The sequence below is a fragment of the Yoonia sp. 67-2 genome (assembly GCF_035117555.1).
Classification (GTDB): Bacteria; Pseudomonadota; Alphaproteobacteria; order Rhodobacterales; family Rhodobacteraceae; genus Yoonia.
The window spans coordinates 17,923-33,828 of the sequence record NZ_JAYKPK010000006.1; the positions used below are offsets into that span (position 1 = coordinate 17,923).

General features: G+C 58.3%; 20 protein-coding genes. 3 read left to right on the top strand and 17 right to left on the bottom strand.

Translation table 11 applies throughout. From position 1 onward, the window contains the following. Nucleotides 1-5 precede the first annotated feature (5 nt). Entirely contained in the window at nucleotides 6-512 is a 507-nt protein-coding gene (locus VOY09_RS10965) for a SixA phosphatase family protein (protein WP_322895877.1), read from the top strand. 66 nt (nucleotides 513-578) lie between these two features. On the opposite strand, the gene VOY09_RS10970 is transcribed toward VOY09_RS10965, so the two are convergent. The 16 genes from VOY09_RS10970 to rplO form a co-directional block, all read right to left on the bottom strand. Then, entirely contained in the window at nucleotides 579-1,373 is a 795-nt protein-coding gene (locus tag VOY09_RS10970) for an amino acid ABC transporter ATP-binding protein (RefSeq protein WP_322895879.1), read from the bottom strand. A gap of 12 nt (nucleotides 1,374-1,385) precedes the next feature. Next, entirely contained in the window at nucleotides 1,386-2,879 is a 1,494-nt protein-coding gene (locus tag VOY09_RS10975) for an amino acid ABC transporter permease (protein ID WP_322895881.1), read from the bottom strand. Nucleotide 2,880: 1 nt separating this feature from the next. Further along, complete coding sequence (locus tag VOY09_RS10980; protein ID WP_322895883.1) at nucleotides 2,881-4,095, bottom strand: amino acid ABC transporter permease; 1,215 nt, start codon at nucleotides 4,093-4,095, stop codon at nucleotides 2,881-2,883. A 129-nt stretch (nucleotides 4,096-4,224) separates the two neighbouring features. Continuing rightward, nucleotides 4,225-5,244: an amino acid ABC transporter substrate-binding protein gene (locus tag VOY09_RS10985; protein ID WP_322895885.1), complete on the bottom strand. Its 1,020-nt coding sequence runs from the start codon at nucleotides 5,242-5,244 to the stop codon at nucleotides 4,225-4,227. Nucleotides 5,245-5,464: 220 nt separating this feature from the next. Next, nucleotides 5,465-6,175, bottom strand: coding sequence for an ATP12 family chaperone protein (locus tag VOY09_RS10990; RefSeq protein ID WP_322895887.1), 711 nt, complete (start codon nucleotides 6,173-6,175; stop codon nucleotides 5,465-5,467). Continuing rightward, entirely contained in the window at nucleotides 6,172-6,849 is a 678-nt protein-coding gene (locus VOY09_RS10995) for an HAD-IA family hydrolase (RefSeq protein ID WP_322895889.1), read from the bottom strand. Before VOY09_RS10995 ends, VOY09_RS10990 begins: the two co-directional genes overlap by 4 nt. Beyond that, nucleotides 6,842-7,897 carry an RluA family pseudouridine synthase gene (locus VOY09_RS11000; protein ID WP_322895891.1) on the bottom strand — a complete coding sequence of 352 codons (1,056 nt, stop codon included), beginning with the start codon at nucleotides 7,895-7,897 and terminating at the stop codon, nucleotides 6,842-6,844. Before VOY09_RS11000 ends, VOY09_RS10995 begins: the two co-directional genes overlap by 8 nt. Then, nucleotides 7,894-8,253, bottom strand: a complete 360-nt coding sequence (gene crcB, locus VOY09_RS11005; protein WP_322895893.1) for a fluoride efflux transporter CrcB — start codon at nucleotides 8,251-8,253, stop codon at nucleotides 7,894-7,896. Before crcB ends, VOY09_RS11000 begins: the two co-directional genes overlap by 4 nt. 31 nt (nucleotides 8,254-8,284) lie before the next feature. Next, on the bottom strand, nucleotides 8,285-9,595 hold the full coding sequence (locus VOY09_RS11010; RefSeq protein WP_322895895.1) for a replication-associated recombination protein A: 1,311 nt from the start codon (nucleotides 9,593-9,595) through the stop codon (nucleotides 8,285-8,287). A gap of 84 nt (nucleotides 9,596-9,679) precedes the next feature. Next, nucleotides 9,680-10,099, bottom strand: a complete 420-nt coding sequence (rplQ, locus tag VOY09_RS11015) for a 50S ribosomal protein L17 (protein ID WP_213395655.1) — start codon at nucleotides 10,097-10,099, stop codon at nucleotides 9,680-9,682. 157 nt (nucleotides 10,100-10,256) lie between these two features. Next, entirely contained in the window at nucleotides 10,257-11,273 is a 1,017-nt protein-coding gene (locus tag VOY09_RS11020; protein ID WP_322895897.1) for a DNA-directed RNA polymerase subunit alpha, read from the bottom strand. Between the two features lie 114 nt (nucleotides 11,274-11,387). Beyond that, nucleotides 11,388-11,777: a 30S ribosomal protein S11 gene (rpsK, locus tag VOY09_RS11025; protein WP_007206630.1), complete on the bottom strand. Its 390-nt coding sequence runs from the start codon at nucleotides 11,775-11,777 to the stop codon at nucleotides 11,388-11,390. A gap of 13 nt (nucleotides 11,778-11,790) precedes the next feature. Further along, the gene (gene rpsM, locus VOY09_RS11030) at nucleotides 11,791-12,159 is read right to left on the bottom strand and encodes a 30S ribosomal protein S13 (protein ID WP_040482983.1); all 369 of its coding nucleotides are present in this window, start codon (nucleotides 12,157-12,159) and stop codon (nucleotides 11,791-11,793) included. 200 nt (nucleotides 12,160-12,359) lie between these two features. After that, nucleotides 12,360-12,938, bottom strand: coding sequence for an adenylate kinase (locus VOY09_RS11035; RefSeq protein ID WP_322895899.1), 579 nt, complete (start codon nucleotides 12,936-12,938; stop codon nucleotides 12,360-12,362). Beyond that, nucleotides 12,935-14,296: a preprotein translocase subunit SecY gene (secY, locus tag VOY09_RS11040; protein WP_322895901.1), complete on the bottom strand. Its 1,362-nt coding sequence runs from the start codon at nucleotides 14,294-14,296 to the stop codon at nucleotides 12,935-12,937. The genes VOY09_RS11035 and secY overlap by 4 nt, the downstream gene beginning before the upstream one ends. 106 nt (nucleotides 14,297-14,402) lie before the next feature. Then, nucleotides 14,403-14,879: a 50S ribosomal protein L15 gene (gene rplO, locus VOY09_RS11045; RefSeq protein ID WP_322895903.1), complete on the bottom strand. Its 477-nt coding sequence runs from the start codon at nucleotides 14,877-14,879 to the stop codon at nucleotides 14,403-14,405. Between the two features lie 219 nt (nucleotides 14,880-15,098). Between rplO and VOY09_RS11050 the strand changes: the two genes are divergently transcribed. Continuing rightward, nucleotides 15,099-15,353 carry a type II toxin-antitoxin system CcdA family antitoxin gene (locus tag VOY09_RS11050; RefSeq protein WP_322895905.1) on the top strand — a complete coding sequence of 85 codons (255 nt, stop codon included), beginning with the start codon at nucleotides 15,099-15,101 and terminating at the stop codon, nucleotides 15,351-15,353. Continuing rightward, nucleotides 15,341-15,631 carry a CcdB family protein gene (locus VOY09_RS11055; protein WP_322895907.1) on the top strand — a complete coding sequence of 97 codons (291 nt, stop codon included), beginning with the start codon at nucleotides 15,341-15,343 and terminating at the stop codon, nucleotides 15,629-15,631. The genes VOY09_RS11050 and VOY09_RS11055 overlap by 13 nt, the downstream gene beginning before the upstream one ends. Before the next feature lie 84 nt (nucleotides 15,632-15,715). Here the strand turns inward: VOY09_RS11055 and rpmD are convergent, their stop codons facing one another. Further along, nucleotides 15,716-15,904, bottom strand: a complete 189-nt coding sequence (gene rpmD / locus VOY09_RS11060; RefSeq protein WP_322895909.1) for a 50S ribosomal protein L30 — start codon at nucleotides 15,902-15,904, stop codon at nucleotides 15,716-15,718. Between the last annotated feature and the right edge of the window lie 2 nt (nucleotides 15,905-15,906).

Sequence of the window (15,906 nt, forward strand, 5' to 3'; positions counted from 1 at the left end):
ACATCATGGCGCTCACCCTGATCCTGATCCGGCATGCAAAATCAAGCTGGGATGATCCGGGGGCCGACGATCACGCGCGCGTGCTGAACACGCGCGGAAGTGGTGCTGCCCCCGCTATCGGCGGCTGGTTGGCGGCGCAGGGCTATGTGCCGGATGTCATGCTCTGCTCTGACGCGGCGCGCACGCACGAAACTGCGGCACTGATCATGCCGCATCTGACACCCGCACCAGATCTCCAGATCCTGCCGGGACTTTACCACGCCAGCCCAGACAGCATGCTGGACCTTATCCAGAAACAGACAGCACGTGTTGTCGCGTTAATCGGCCATAATCCGGGAATCGGGCTGTTGGCGAGCGGTCTTGTCAAACGCCGCCCGGCGCATCCACGCTTTGGCGATTACCCGACCTGTGCGACCGCCGTGATCCGCTTTGACACGGACAACTGGCACGATGTCGCGCCCCGCACCGGGAACTGTGACGATTTCATTGTGCCGGGCGACCTGACCAACTGATCACGCCGCCCATCGTCAGAGCCTGAATATCCCCGCCGGAGGCATTGAATCTTTTCTGTCCCGTCCTCAATGCCCCAGAATCTGGCTCAGGAACAATTTGGTCCGGTCCGATTTCGGGTTGTTGAAGAATTCTTCCGGTTCGTTCTGTTCCACGATCTGGCCCTGATCCATGAAAATCACCCGGTTCGCGACCTGACGGGCGAAGCCCATTTCATGGGTGACGCAGATCATGGTCATGCCATCCTCCGCCAGGCTGACCATCGTATCCAGCACTTCCTTGATCATCTCGGGGTCCAGCGCCGATGTCGGTTCGTCAAACAGCATGATCCGGGGGCGCATGCACAGCGACCGTGCAATCGCCACGCGCTGCTGCTGGCCGCCGGACAGCTGGCCGGGGTATTTCAGCGCCTGTTCGGGGATCTTGACCTTGGTCAGGAAATGCATCGCGATTTCCTCGGCCTCGCGCTTGGGAATTTTGCGCACCCAGATCGGCGCCAAGGTACAGTTTTCCAAAATCGTCAGATGGGGGAACAGGTTGAAATGCTGGAACACCATCCCGACCTCAGACCGGATCCGGTCGATGTTTTTCAGATCGGATGACAAGACCGTGCCATCCACGGTGATCTTGCCCTGCTGATGTTCTTCCAGCGCATTGATACAGCGGATCAACGTCGATTTGCCCGACCCAGACGGCCCGGCGATGACGATCCGTTCGCCACGATAAACGGTCAGATCAATATCGCGCAGAACGTGAAATGTGCCATACCATTTGTTCATGCCGCTGATGTCGATTGCCACCTCTTCGGACACATTCGCCGCCAAGCGGGGCAACCCCATGGTATCCAGTTCTACTTCAGCCATGATGCACTCTCCTCAGCGGTGGTCGGTCCGGAGACGTTGCTCCAGATACATTGAATAACGGGACATGAAAAAACAGAATGTGAAGAACAGCAGCGCCACGAATATGTAGAGCTCCCAGTAAATCCCGTTCCATTCACTGGTGGCGCGGATCGCATTGGTCAGCCCTAGCGGATCGCGCAGGCCGATGAACACAACCAGCGTGGTGTCTTTGAACAGCCCGATAAAGGTGTTCACGATACCGGGGATCGAGATCTTCAGCGCCTGCGGCAGGATGATCAGCCGCATGGATTTCCAGTAATCCAGCCCCAGCGAATTCGCTGCCTCATATTGTCCGTTGGGCAAGGCGGCAAGACCGCCGCGCACCACCTCGGCCAGATAGGCAGAGGCGAAAAGCGTGACCATGATGATCACCCGCAGCAGCAGGTCAAAGGACGTGCCCGGCGGTAGGAAATAGTTCAGCAGCAGCGAGGCTGTGAACAGCCAGACAATCAGTGGCACGCCGCGGATCACCTCGATAAATGACACGCAGACCCATTGGATCAACGGCATGGAGGATTGCCGCCCCAGCGCCAGTGCAATCCCCAAAGGAAGCGACAGCACGATGCCGGATGTCCCAATGATGATCGCCAGCATGAAACCACCGAAAGCATCAGATTCGATATAGGGCAATCCCCATGGCATGACGCTGTCCAGAAAGCTGCGCAGATGCGGCAGCAGCGGGAACAGCCCGTCGATCCCCAAGAACCCCAGCGGGTTTCTGAAGATCAAAAGGAAAACCACGATCCCTGCGATCAACCCGATCAAGGCGCCTAACCGTGCCGACACCAATCGACCGATGAGGATTGCCGCGACAATGCCCAAGGCCACAAGCACGGGCAGCCAGACCGACCCACCCCAGAGGAAGAAGAAGGCGACGAAGGGGTACATCAGCGAGAACACCAGCATCACCCGCGGCAGGCCGGAATAAAGGATCGGCGCAACAGCGACGATCAGCAGGATCAGCGCGAGGATCGGCCGCCAATAGCCGAACAGGAACAGAACGCCGTTGCTGAGCTCGTTTTTCATGCCAGAGATGAAAGCAACACGCTGTGTCGCTGTCATGCCGCCGCCAAAGACCGCCTCGGCCCCGCCAGCGGCAGCCAGTTCATCGGCATAGAACAACCGTGCCAGCAGCGGATCATCCGTCGGGTAAAAACCGAACAGGATCTGCAGCCAACGTTCGTTGATCACCGCCCAACAGGCCGCTGTATCCAAGCCACGCGCGGCGCGAATCTCGCGGCATTCGGTCAGTGATCCGGCGTTCCAGATCCCGTTGAACACCCAAGGCACAATGGCCGACAAAACCGACCAGACCACATAGATTGCAATCAGCGTCAGGATCGTGTTGATCGGACCAGAAAACAGGTTTTCGCGCAGCCATTTGACGACACCGGCGGCGCCGGGCGGTGGCGGTGATTCCGGCAGCATATTCGCGCGGACGTAAGCAACGTTATCGACTTTGCTCATCTCAGCGCTCCTTCAGTTTGACGCTGGAGTTATAAACGTTCATCAGCCCCGAAATGATCAGACTGGTGATCAGATAGAAGATCCCCAGCAACAGCATCCCCTCCAGCTCTCGGCCGGTCTGGTTGATGGTGATCCCGCCCAGCGTAGAGCGGACATCCATATAGCCCACCGCAATCGCCAGCGATGAGTTCTTGGTCAGGTTCAGATATTGTGAAATCAGCGGCGGGATGATCACCCGCAATGCCTGTGGCAGGATGATCAGTTGCATCGTGCGGTTTGGCTGCACACCAAGGGCAAAGGCAGCCTCGGTCTGGCCTTTGGATACCGACAGAATGCCGGAACGGACGATTTCCGCGATAAAGGCGGACGTATATAGCGACAGCGCCAGCCACAACGCGATGAACGAATTGCGGATTTGCAAGCCACCTTGAAAATTGAAACCACCCAGCACCGGATAATCCAGCGTGATCGGTCGGCCGAGCAGGAAAAACACCGCCAGAACCGGCAGGATCAGCAGCGCCAGGGACAGGGGCAGAACCGGCAATTGCTGGCCAGTATCTTCCTGCCGTTTGCGCGCCACATAGCGCAGCACAAAGATACCAATGATCGACAGACCAAGCACCGCCATCACGATGCCAGAGCCATCCGCCCAGATCGGCGCAGGCATGAAGACACCACGGTTGGAAATAGCGATCGTGTCCCACAGAATCATCGATGCCGTGCCACCTTCACGGAATTGCGACGGTTGCGGTGTCGCTTCTGTCATCACCGCGAAAACGATCAGGATCCAGATCAGCAGTGGCGTATTGCGCATGCATTCGACGTAAACCGTCATGACCTTGGCGATCAGCCAGTTTTTGGACAGGCGCAGCACACCGGCAAGCACGCCGATGATTGTTGCAAGGATGCAGCCCAGAAAAGCCACCAGCAGCGTGTTGAGAATACCGACATAGGCGGCGCGGGCATGGGTGTCTTGCGATGTGAAAGGGATCAATTGCTGGTTGATGTCATAGCCAGCGGTGGACCACAGGAAATTGAAACGGATATCTTTGCCCAAGGCCGCCAAATTGGTGACGGTGTTATCCACCAGTTGCACCAGCAACAGCATGATGAGGATGGCAGCAACCACCTGAATGGTCAGCGACCTATACCGCGCATCATACAGCAGCATGCTTATGCGGAAACTTTCGCGCGGTTGATCAGCAACGTCTGCCATGCGCACTCCTGCGGTTGGGTAAAGCAAAGCCGGGACAAGCAAGAACCTGACCAGCATTCATTTATTAAATTGGATAATGGATCTGCGAAAAAGGGGCCTGACAGATGTCAGGCCCCCTTCAGTCAGAGCTTAGCGGAACGGCCCACCGTACATCAGACCACCTTCGGTCCATTGTGCGTTCAGACCGCGCGCCAGACCAACGGCGGTGGATTCACCGATATTGGCTTCAAAGATTTCACCGTAGTTACCGGCAACGGAAATCGCACGGACAGCCCAATCGTTTTCCAGACCGATCATCGCGCCCAGTTCACCTTCGGTGCCCAGCAGGCGGTTGACCTCTGGATTGTCGGTGGGTGCAGCAGCCATTTCAGCCACGTTTTCCATCGTCACGCCATATTCTTCGGCCGCGATCAGCGCATGAAGTGTCCAACGGACGATGTCGCCCCATTCTGCGTCACCGTGGCGCACTGCGGGGCCCAGTGGTTCTTTGGAGACGACTTCCGGCAGGATGATGTGGTCACCGGGAGCCTCGAATGTGGCGCGTGTCGCGGCCAGACCAGAGATATCGGTGGTGTAAACGTCACAGGCACCTGCAAGGTACTGCTGCTGACCTTCGGCGTTGGTGGCAACTGGAACCGGCTCATAGCTGATGCCATTGGCGCGGAAATAATCGGCCAGGTTCAGTTCGGTCGTGGTGCCGGTCTGGATACAGACGGTCGCGCCATCGAGTTCAGCTGCCGAGGAAACACCCAGCGCGCTTGGCACCATGAAGCCCTGACCATCGTAATAGTTGATGCCGGGGAAATCGAGCGCAAGGTCGGTATCGCGTGTGAAGGTCCAGGTGGAGTTGCGGACCAGAACGTCAACTTCGCCAGCAGCCAGCGCGGTGAAACGGGTCTGGCTGGTCAGTGGCACGAATTCCACGGACTGGCCGTCGCCCAGAACAGCGGCAGCAATGGCACGGCACAGGGCCACGTCGAAACCTTCCCAGACGCCATTGGCATCGGGTGCGGCAAAGCCGGCCAAACCTTCGTTCGAGCCGCACCGCAGTGTTCCGCGCTCGACGACGTCATCAAGCGTCGCGGCGGATGCGATGCCAGCGGTCAAGCCAGCCACGGCCAGCGCGCCGATAAATACGGTTTTTGTCATTTTAACCTCTTCCTGAGTTTCTGCCACACAGAGCGGCAGCCAATTTTTATTCCGCCGCTTTACGACGGCAACTCCCACAAGGGCCAAGCCCTGATGTAAGTTTGCCTAGACTGTCCGATGAAACGCCATCAGGTCAAGCAAAACCCGCATGGATTTACGGGCAAATGCTTTGAAATTAGGCAACCTTCAGGCCAAATGCACAGATCCGTGCTCTGCCGGTTTACGCCCGCGAAAGGTGAAACACTCTTTCCGCATGCAGGAAGGCGTCACGTTTGACCGCCGTGGCGGCGGCAGCTTCTTCATCCAGGCCCCATTGGGCGATCTGCCAGTCTTCATCGACACGCGAAATGTCCCAGGCCTGTGCCGCAAGCAGGTACTGACGGGTTACGGCCAGAGCCAGCACCAGCGATCCCGACAGGCTGATCAGGTCATGCGCGGCGGCCAGCGCAAAGTCGTCGAAGGCTTCCAATGCGCGCTGTAATGTCGCAAGGCTTTCGGGGGGCTGCGTGACATGCATGACCCCCTGCCCCACGGCCAAAGGCGCGTCCAGTTCGCGCGCGGCCCAGTCGAGCAACGGGTCCCAATGTTGCGCCTGCTTTGCGACCAGCCCGTCTGGCGTTGCCGCGCGATAGCATAACAGATCACTGTCACCATATTCCGCCAGCAGTGCGATCACCTCGGCCCGCTGGCTGCGGACCTTGTCAATCGCGGCATTGGCGCTGCGGGTGACGGGCATGGTGCGGGGGTCAACCAGACCCGTCTGCGCATCCCATTCCAGTGCAATCGCCTCGGCCATCGGCATCGTCGGCACCACCAGCAAGGCCTTGGCGGGGGTTTTCACCGCGCGACCGTCGAGCGTGACGGTGAAACCGCCATCGCAAGGTTGCGCCGTGGCGGCTTGCCAGAATCGTTTGGGTTTCCAGTCGCTCATGTCTTGGGTCCGGTCAGTTGGTCAATGGCGGGGATCAGATCGGAGAAGCTGTCGATCAGCAGATCGGGGCGCAAGGTGACTGCGTCATGATAGCCCCATGATACGCCGATGGTCCGCACGCCAGCGGCCCGGCCCATATCCATGTCAAAGGTGGTGTCGCCGATCATCACCGCCGCGCTTGCATAGGTGCCGGTGTCATTGAGCGCTGTCAGGATCATTGATGGGTTCGGTTTGGACGGGTGATCATCGGCCACCTGTTCGCTGTGGAACAGGTTCTGCAGCCCGTGCTTTTCCAGTATCTTATCCAGCCCGCGCCGGGATTTACCCGTCGCGATGGCGAGCAAGGTATTGTCCTGCCCTGCCAGATGATCCAGCACGTCACGCGCGCCGGGGTAAAGTGGGCTTTGCTCACCCTTCCCATCGGCACCGCGCAAAGCCATATAGCTGTCCTTATAGGCTTGCACGACACGCCCCTGTTGCCCAATCGCCAGATCGGGGCAAAGCCGGGCGACCGCAACATCCAGCGACAGGCCGACAATGGACAAGATGCGCCCACGGTCCGGGACCACCAAGTCCTCGGATGTGAAGGCCGTGGTCATTGCGGCCACAATCTCGGCCTGACTATCGACCAGCGTGCCGTCGACGTCGAAAATCACGAGGCGCAGATCACTCATCGGGCATATTGAACGGATCAACCGGGGCATGGCCGACGATCCAGCCAACGAAATCCCAAGTGTTCTGCATATGCTCTGGCAACGGCGCCGTCAGATGCAGGATTTTGCCGGTGGCCGGGTGTTCGATGGTCAGGCTGCGCGCGTGCAGATGCATCTTGCGCCCGATCTCGCTGCCCATGCTGGCACCCCAGCCGTCGCCAAGGTTTTCCTGACCCGATCCGCCATACTTACCATCACCGATAATCGGATGCCCGATCTCGGCCATATGCGCGCGCAGCTGATGCGTCCGCCCAGTGATCGGCACCAGCGCGCACCAAGCGGCACGGCTGGCCAGCGTATCCATCACGGCATAATCGGAGGTCGCGCGCTTTGCGCCTTCGGTGCTGGCGATGTCATTGGGATGCACGCAGCGCATCTTTTCATTCTCGCCGCCTTTGCCATGGCCGGGGGCCTTGACCAGCCCGTATTTAATCGTGCCTGCCCGCGGATGCGGCACACCGGCGACTGCGGCCCAGTAAATCTTGCGCGTCTCGCGGTGTTTGAGGTTCTCGGTCAATTGCTTGGCCATCATCCGCGTGCGTGCCAACAGCAAGACACCGGAGGTATCGCGGTCCAACCGATGCACCAGTCGCGGCTTTTCGTCGTAATCGAACATCAAAGCCTCGGCCATGCCATCGACATGGCGGGTGGTGTTGGTGCCGCCTTGTGTGGCCAGACCATGCGGTTTGTTGATCGCGATGATATGCTCATCCTTATAGATCACGCAGGACTGGATCAGCTTGGCATCCGCCTTGGTCACGCCGTGGCGGGCCAATGACGCAGCTGCTGCTGCCTCTTCCTCTGTCGGCAGTGGCGGGATGCGGATTTTCTGGCCGACTTCCAGCCGCGTGCTGGTTTTCACCCGCCCGCCATCGACGCGCAATTCACCCTTGCGGCACATCTTTTCGATGCGCCCTTGGGTCAGATGCGGAAACAGCCGCCGCAGATAGCGGTCCAGCCGCTGATCGCCATCATCCGGGCCGATGACCCGCGTGTGTACACCGCTCATGTTGTTATTCCTTTGGCAAGCCACAGGCCCAATCCGCAGGCCGCAATTGATAAGATCACCGAAGCCAGCACATAAAGGCCCGCTGCGGTGATGCGCCCAGTCTCGACCAAGCGGATGGTGTCGAGCGAGAAGGCTGAAAATGTTGTAAAACCACCCAGAAGGCCGGTCATCACGAAGGGCAGCCAATGCTGCAACCCGCGCGCGGCAAGCAGCACCCAGACCAGCCCTATGGCAAATGACCCCAATACGTTGATCACCAAGGTGCCCACCGGAAAGCCCAAGGCGCTGCCCAGAAGATAGCGCAGCACAGAGCCGAAAGCGCCCCCAAGTGCGACAGAGATCACAGGTGTCATCATGGCTTTGCCTTGGCCTTTTGGCGCGGGGATGTCAATTCTTGCCCCGCTTGGCGCGCAATCCGGCAAAGAAATCGACACGTTTCTTGAGTTCACGTTCAAAGCCGCGATCCACCGGCAGATAGTAAATACCACGTTTCATGGTTTCGGGGAAATAATTCTGGCCGCTGAATCCATCCTCGGCATCATGGTCATAGGCATAGCCCGCGCCGAACCCCTGTTCTTTCATCAGCTTGGTGGGCGCGTTCAAGATATGGGATGGTGGCGGTTCCGACCCGGTCTGTTTGGCCGCGGCGACTGCCGCCTTGTAGGCGACATAGGCGGCGTTGGATTTGGGCGCGAGCGCGAGATAGGTCACCGCCTGCGCCAGCGCCAATTCCCCCTCGGGCGATCCCAGCCGTTCATAGGTCTCCCACGATTGCAGACAGACTGCCTGCGCCTGCGGATCGGCCAGCCCGATATCCTCTACCGCCATCCGCGTGATCCGGCGGGCAAGGTAGCGCGGGTCTTCGCCCCCCGCCAGCATCCGCGCGAACCAGTAAAGGGCGGCATCCGGGTCCGACCCGCGCACGGATTTATGCAGGGCAGAGATCAGGTTGTAATGTTCATCACCCGATTTGTCGTATTTCACCGCGCGTTTCATCAGACGTTTGGTCAGATCATCGCGGGTCAGTTTGGCATCGGTTTTCCATGCCGTGACCTGTTCGATCAGGTTCAACAGCGCACGACCATCACCATCGGCCATGTCCAGCAAGGCCTCGCGCGCGTTGCCGTCAAGCGGCAAGGCCCGGCCTAGTTCCTGTTCCGCCCGTTGCGCCAGTAGTTCGAGGTCGGTCAGCGTCAGGCGTGTCAGGATGAACACCTGTGACCGGCTGAGCAAAGCGGCGTTCAATTCAAAACTGGGGTTCTCCGTCGTGGCCCCGACCAACAGGATCGTGCCATCCTCCATATAGGGCAGAAAGCCGTCCTGCTGCGCCTTGTTGAAGCGGTGGATTTCATCGACGAACAACAGCGTGCCTTTGCCGTTCTGGCGACGCATCTTCGCGGCCTCAAAAACCTTGCGCAATTCCGGCACGCCGGTGAAGATCGCAGATATCTGGACGAAATGCAGATCGGTTTCATCGGCGAGCAGGCGCGCGATGGTTGTCTTGCCGACACCGGGCGGACCCCAGAAGATCAGCGATGACAATGACCCCGACGCCAGCATCGTGCCAAGCGGCGCATCCGGGCCAAGCACCTGTTGCTGGCCGATCACCTCTGACAGCCGCTTTGGCCGCAAACGATCCGCCAGCGGGCGCGGGCCTGCGGGGGTCTTGTCGGGGGCGCTGTCGAACAGGTCAGGCATGGCGTGATGATAGGCTTTCCATGAAAAAGCGAAAGCCCCGCCAATCTGGCAGGGCTTTGCAAAAATCAGTGCGTGGCGGGGAAATTAATCCTCCATCGCCTCGAACTCGGCCAGACGGGCCTTGTCAGCCGCACCCTTGGCATTCACGTCGCGGTCCACGAATTCGATGATCGCCATCGGTGCCATGTCGCCATAACGGAAACCGGCTTTCATGATGCGGACATAACCGCCCTGACGTTCGGCGTAGCGTGGGCCGATGATTTCAAACAGCTTGGCTGTGTGAATGTCTTGCTTAAGCTGGGCATCGGCCTGACGGCGGGCGTGCAGATCGCCGCGCTTGCCCAACGTGACCAGCTTTTCAACGATGCGGCGCAGTTCTTTGGCCTTGGGCAGCGTTGTTTTGATCTGTTCGTGTTCGATCAGGGCCCCTGCCATGTTGGCAAACATCGCTTTGCGATGTTCATGGGTCCGGTTCAGTTTGCGGTAACCGCTTGCGTGACGCATTTGAAGTCTCCTAAAGGTTTATACTTTGTCCAACGGTCTGATGCGTGCCAGCCGTATTATTGGGGCAGGATTGCCCAGGGTCTTCCCCACCGAGGTGGGCATTTCGGGGTGACGCAGCCCCGGACTTGCTCCGGGGCCTCGTCATTTTGCGGATCAATTAAAACTGATCTTCGAATTTCTTGGCCAGATCTTCGATATTGTCCGGCGGCCAATCCTCGACATCCATGCCGAGGTGCAGACCCATGCCTGACAACACTTCCTTGATCTCGTTCAAGGATTTGCGGCCAAAGTTCGGGGTGCGCAGCATTTCTGCTTCGGTTTTCTGGATCAGATCGCCGATATAAACAATGTTGTCGTTCTTGAGGCAATTTGCCGAACGGACCGACAGTTCCAGCTCGTCCACTTTCTTGAGCAGCAGTGGGTTGAATTCCAGCCCGTCATCGTCCGCACCAGCCGAAGCTGATTCAGGCTCATCAAAGTTCACGAAGATCGACAGCTGGTCCTGCAAAATACGCGCGGCATAGGCCACAGCATCATCAGGCGACAGCGAACCATCGGTTTCGACCTTCATCGTCAGCTTGTCGTAATCCAGCACCTGACCTTCGCGGGTCGGCTGCACGTCATAAGACACTTTTTTCACTGGCGAATAGATCGCGTCGATGGCGATCATGCCGATGGGCGCATCTTCTGGCTTGTTCTTGTCAGCGGCGACGTAGCCTTTGCCCGTGTTGACTGTCAGTTCCATGTACAGATCGGCACCATCATCAAGGTGGCAGATCACATGGTCCTTGTTCAAAATCTCGATGCCGGCGGTTTCCGAAATATCGGCAGCCGTCACGACGCCCGGGCCTTTGGCCTGAACGGAGAGACGCTTTGGCCCTTCGACTTCCATACGGATGGCGACGCCTTTGAGGTTCAGCACGATGTCGGTGACGTCTTCACGCACACCCGACACGGATGAAAATTCATGCAGCACATTGTCGATCTGCACAGCGGTGATCGCGGCACCTTGCAGCGACGACATCAGAATGCGGCGCAGAGCATTGCCCAAAGTCAGGCCAAAGCCACGCTCCAGCGGTTCTGCGACGACTGTTGCTTGACGCATCGGGTCATTGCCCGGCTTGACGTCCAGCTGTGTCGGCTTGATCAACTCAGCCCAGTTTTTGTGGATCATATGTCCCTCCATCCTTGTTTGCCTTCATGTCCAAAAAGGCAAACGCCCGAGGTTTCAAAATAACGGATTGGGGCCGCGCAAAAACATGCACGACCCCAGCGCGTTTCGTGTGGTTTAGACGCGGCGGCGTTTTGGCGGACGGCAGCCGTTATGCGCCATCGGGGTCACGTCACGGATCGATGTGATGTTGAACCCGGCAGCAGCCAGCGCGCGCAATGCGGATTCACGGCCGGAACCGGGACCCTGCACTTCGACTTCCAGCGTTTTAACGCCGTGGTCCTGTGCTTTCTTGCCTGCATCTTCCGCAGCCATCTGGGCTGCGTAAGGTGTCGATTTCCGCGACCCTTTGAAACCCATCGTGCCAGCGGACGACCATGCGATCGCATTGCCCTGCACGTCAGAAATCAGGATCTTGGTGTTGTTGAACGAAGAATTCACATGAGCAACGCCAGCGGCGATGTTCTTGGAGACCTTCTTTTTGGTGCGTTTTGTATCGCGTGCCATCTGTCAGGTCCCCTTACTTCTTCTTACCAGCAATGGCCTTTGCAGGACCCTTGCGTGTGCGAGCGTTGGTGTGGGTCCGCTGACCGCGCACCGGCAGGTTGCGACGGTGGCGCAGACCACGGTAGCAGCCAAGGTCCATCAGGCGCTTGATGTTCATCTGTGTCTCACGACGCAGGTCACCTTCGACGGTCAGGTTGGCGTCGATGAATTCGCGGATTGTCAGGATTTCTGCATCCGACAGATCGTTCACGCGACGGGCGCGGTCGATATTCGTTGCTTCGCAGATTTGTTCGGCAATGGCTGGGCCAATACCAGTGATATAAGTCAAGGCGATCGGTACCCGCTTTGCAGTCGGGATGTTTACGCCGGCAATACGTGCCACGTGTGCAGTTCCTTTTCGTTGCGGGTCCGTGATGCCAGACCCTTTTTTCACAACGGAAGCCCGGACCAAAAGGCGCCGGGCTGCGTCATATCAGGTGTTTCGCGATATCAGGGGGGCGACCCCAAACACGCGCATTGATTCCCTTGCGGGATGGCGCTGTTTAGGGGGCAATGCAAGGAGCGTCAAGAGCCAGCGGCGGCTTAAGCTATCGCATCCGCAATGCTTTGCGCAACATCGTCCATACTGGCCAGACCATCCACCGTTTTCAGATCACCCTTGGCGTAATAATACCCGACCAAAGGGCTGGTCTGCTTGTAATAGGCCAGAAGGCGGGTCTTGAGGCTTTCCACGTTGTCGTCGGCACGTGCCTGTCCGCCAGCCGCAACAGATTCCGCCGCACGCCCGAGAACACGTTCGATGAGCACCTCATCATTGACCTGCAATTCGATCACATGATCAAGCGTTGCGCCAATTTCTGTCAGCAGATCGCCCAAAGCATCTGCCTGCGCCAACGTGCGGGGGAAGCCATCAAAAATGAACCCGCCATGTTCGCCACCGGCAAGAAGTTGTTCGCGGATCAGGCCGATGACAATCGCATCTGTAACCAGTTCACCCCGATCCATAACCTCGGCAACTTTGCGCCCCATCTCTGTGCCGCTGGTGCGTGCGGCGCGCAGCATGTCGCCGGTGCTCAGCTGCACCATGTTGCGTTCGTCCACCAACCGGCGGGCCTGTGTCCCTTTGCCCGCGCCGGGTGGTCCCAAAAGTATGATATTCATCGACGCGACGGCCCTTTTTTCTTGGTCGTGCTGCGCTTGCCGCGCAATTGCGATTTCTCGATCAGGCCTTCATATTGATGCGCGACCAGATGCGATTGGATCTGCTGGATCGTATCCATCCCGACCGACACGATGATCAGCACCGATGTGCCGCCGAAGTAAAACGGGATCGAAAGTTCAGCGCGGATGATTTCCGGCAGCAAAGCGACCAAAGCCAGATAGCCCGAACCAAGCACCAGAATGCGGTTCACGACGTAATCCAGATATTCCTCGGTCCGTTTGCCGGGACGGATGCCGGGGACAAAGCCATTCTGGTTTTTCAGATTCTCGGCGACGTCTTCGGTTTTGAATGCGACTTCACGGGTATAGAAATAGGTGAAGAAGACAATCATGCCACCAAAGAATATCAGATAAAGCGGCTGACCGGGGCCAAACAGCGCCAGAATGGTCGACATGACCGGCCCGCTGGACCCGCCACTGAAGGTGCTGATCGTGGTCGGCAGCAGCAACAGGGCAGAGGCAAAGATCGCGGGGATCACACCGGCGGGGTTCACCTTGATCGGCAGGTGGCTGGATGATCCGTCATAGACCTTCATGCCGCGCTGCTGGCGGGGGTATTGGATATGGATCTTACGCAGGGACCGTTCCATGAAGACCACGAAGGTCAGCACGACAATCACCATCAGCAATATCCCAATGATCACGAACGGGCTGATCGCACCTGACCGGCCTTGGCTAAGGAATTGTGCAAGGGCGGCGGGGATTTCCGCGATGATCCCAACAAAGATGATCAGCGAAATGCCGTTACCGATGCCGCGCGCGGTGATCTGCTCACCCAGCCACATCAGGAACATGGTGCCGCCGACGATGGTGATCACACAAGACGCACGGAAAAAGAAGCCCGGGTCAGAGGCGAGGCCACCTGCCTCAAGGCTGACCGCAAGGCCGTAAGCCTGCGCCGTCGCCAGCACCACGGTGCCATAGCGGGTATATTGGTTCAGCTTGCGGCGGCCTGCTTCTCCCTCTTTCTTGAGGTTTTTCAGCGGCTCCCACATCGACCCCAGCAACTGCATCACGATCGAGGCAGAGATATATGGCATGATTCCCAGCGTGAAGATCGCCATCCGCGACAGCGCACCACCGGTAAACATCGACAGGATGCCACCGATCCCGGCCTGCGCATCATCCATGAATTGCTGCAAGGCGATCCCGTCGATGCCCGGCACAGGGATGAATGTCCCCAGACGGTAGATCATCAACAGGCCAATCGTGAATAGAATGCGTTGGCGAAGTTCAGTTGCTTTGCCGAAGGCGCTCCAACTGACGTTGGCTGCCATTTGCTCTGCTGCAGAAGCCATAAGGGTCTCTTTTCATGATAAACGCCGCTGAACGGTTCCCCGATCAGCGGCGTTTGGGAAAAACACGAGAGCACATGTAAGCGACCCGGGGGCCGCTCACAAGGCGTTACTCTGCCGCTGCCGGTGTTGTTGCGACGGTCAATGTGCCGCCAGCCTTGGCAACCGCATCCACCGCACCCTGCGACGCGCCGGTCACGCTGATCGTCGCCTTGGAGGTGAATTCACCTTTGGCCAGAACGCGGATACCGTCTTTCTTGCGACGCACCAGACCGGAGGCGATCAGCGCATCTTCGGTGATGTCGTTCTTGATGTCGATCTTGCCTTCGTCGATGAATTTCTGGATCAGGCCCAGATTGACGACCGAGAATGCCTTGCGGTTCGGCTTGTTGAAGCCACGCTTTGGCAGACGCTGGTAGAGCGGCATCTGGCCGCCTTCATAGCCTTTGATCGCCACGCCGGACCGCGATTTCTGACCCTTGATACCACGGCCACCGGTTTTACCCATGCCGGAGCCTGGGCCACGACCAATGCGTTTCTTACGCTGGGTGGCGCCTGGGTTGTCGGAAAGTTCATTCAGTTTCATGTCGCTTCTCCTTTTGCCGGAACTGGCCCCCAGCGACGGGAGCGGCCAAACACGGCGTTAAAATCGAGTCGGCCCAATGGTGCCGACTTGCGGCGTATAAACGCGAGGGTTCGGTTGGTCAAGGAAGGTTGCGGGGTTTGCGGGAGGCGTCAGCCAGCCCGCTTGCCTCATGCAGAATTGCGGTATATCTTGACGGTATAAAATGGAGCATGACCTAATATGGTAGCCGCAGCAAAGCGCAAGACCTCCCTGACACTCGACAGCGCGGCACTTGCCGCCGCGAAAGAGCTTGAGATCAACGTTTCCGCTGTTGCCGAGACTGCGCTTATCAAAGCCGTCGCAGACGCGCGTCGCGAGAAATGGCTTGCGGACAACGCCAAGACCTTTGCAGCCCAGTCGGATTGGCACGCGCGTCATGGCCACCCGCTTGCCGATATTATGACGGCGCCGGGCGGAACATCATGGAAACCCTGAGGCGTTTTGATGTTGCGCAGTATAATGGTGTTTTCATGGTCGTCGTCGAAAGCGACCTGCTGCCGCCTGATACATCTATTGTCGTCATTCCCCTGCTCGCAAACTATCCGGCAGTGCAGCACCTGAACCCCGAATTTCAGCACAACGGCAAGCGGCTGATCCTGGCGACACGGTTGATTGCGTCTGTGCGACGATCCAGCCTGACCCGCAGCGGCAGTATGGGCGACCAAGGCGACCTCATCACCCGCGCAGTCGACGTCCTGATGGCTGGCATTTAGCGATATCACAAACAAAAAACGCCCCCGGTTTCCCGGAGGCGTTTCTCATTCCGTAGGGTGGATCGTGATCCACCCTACAAAAACTTACCCGCGCTCTTCGATGATCTCGACGAGGTGTGGGATGCTGTTGACCATGCCGCGCACGGAAGGTGTGTCTTCCAGCTCGCGGGTGCGGTTCATTTTATTCAGGCCCAGACCGATCAGCGTGGCACGCTGATTTTCGGGGCGACGGATCGGGGAACCGATCTGTTTCACAACGATAGTTTTTGCCATGG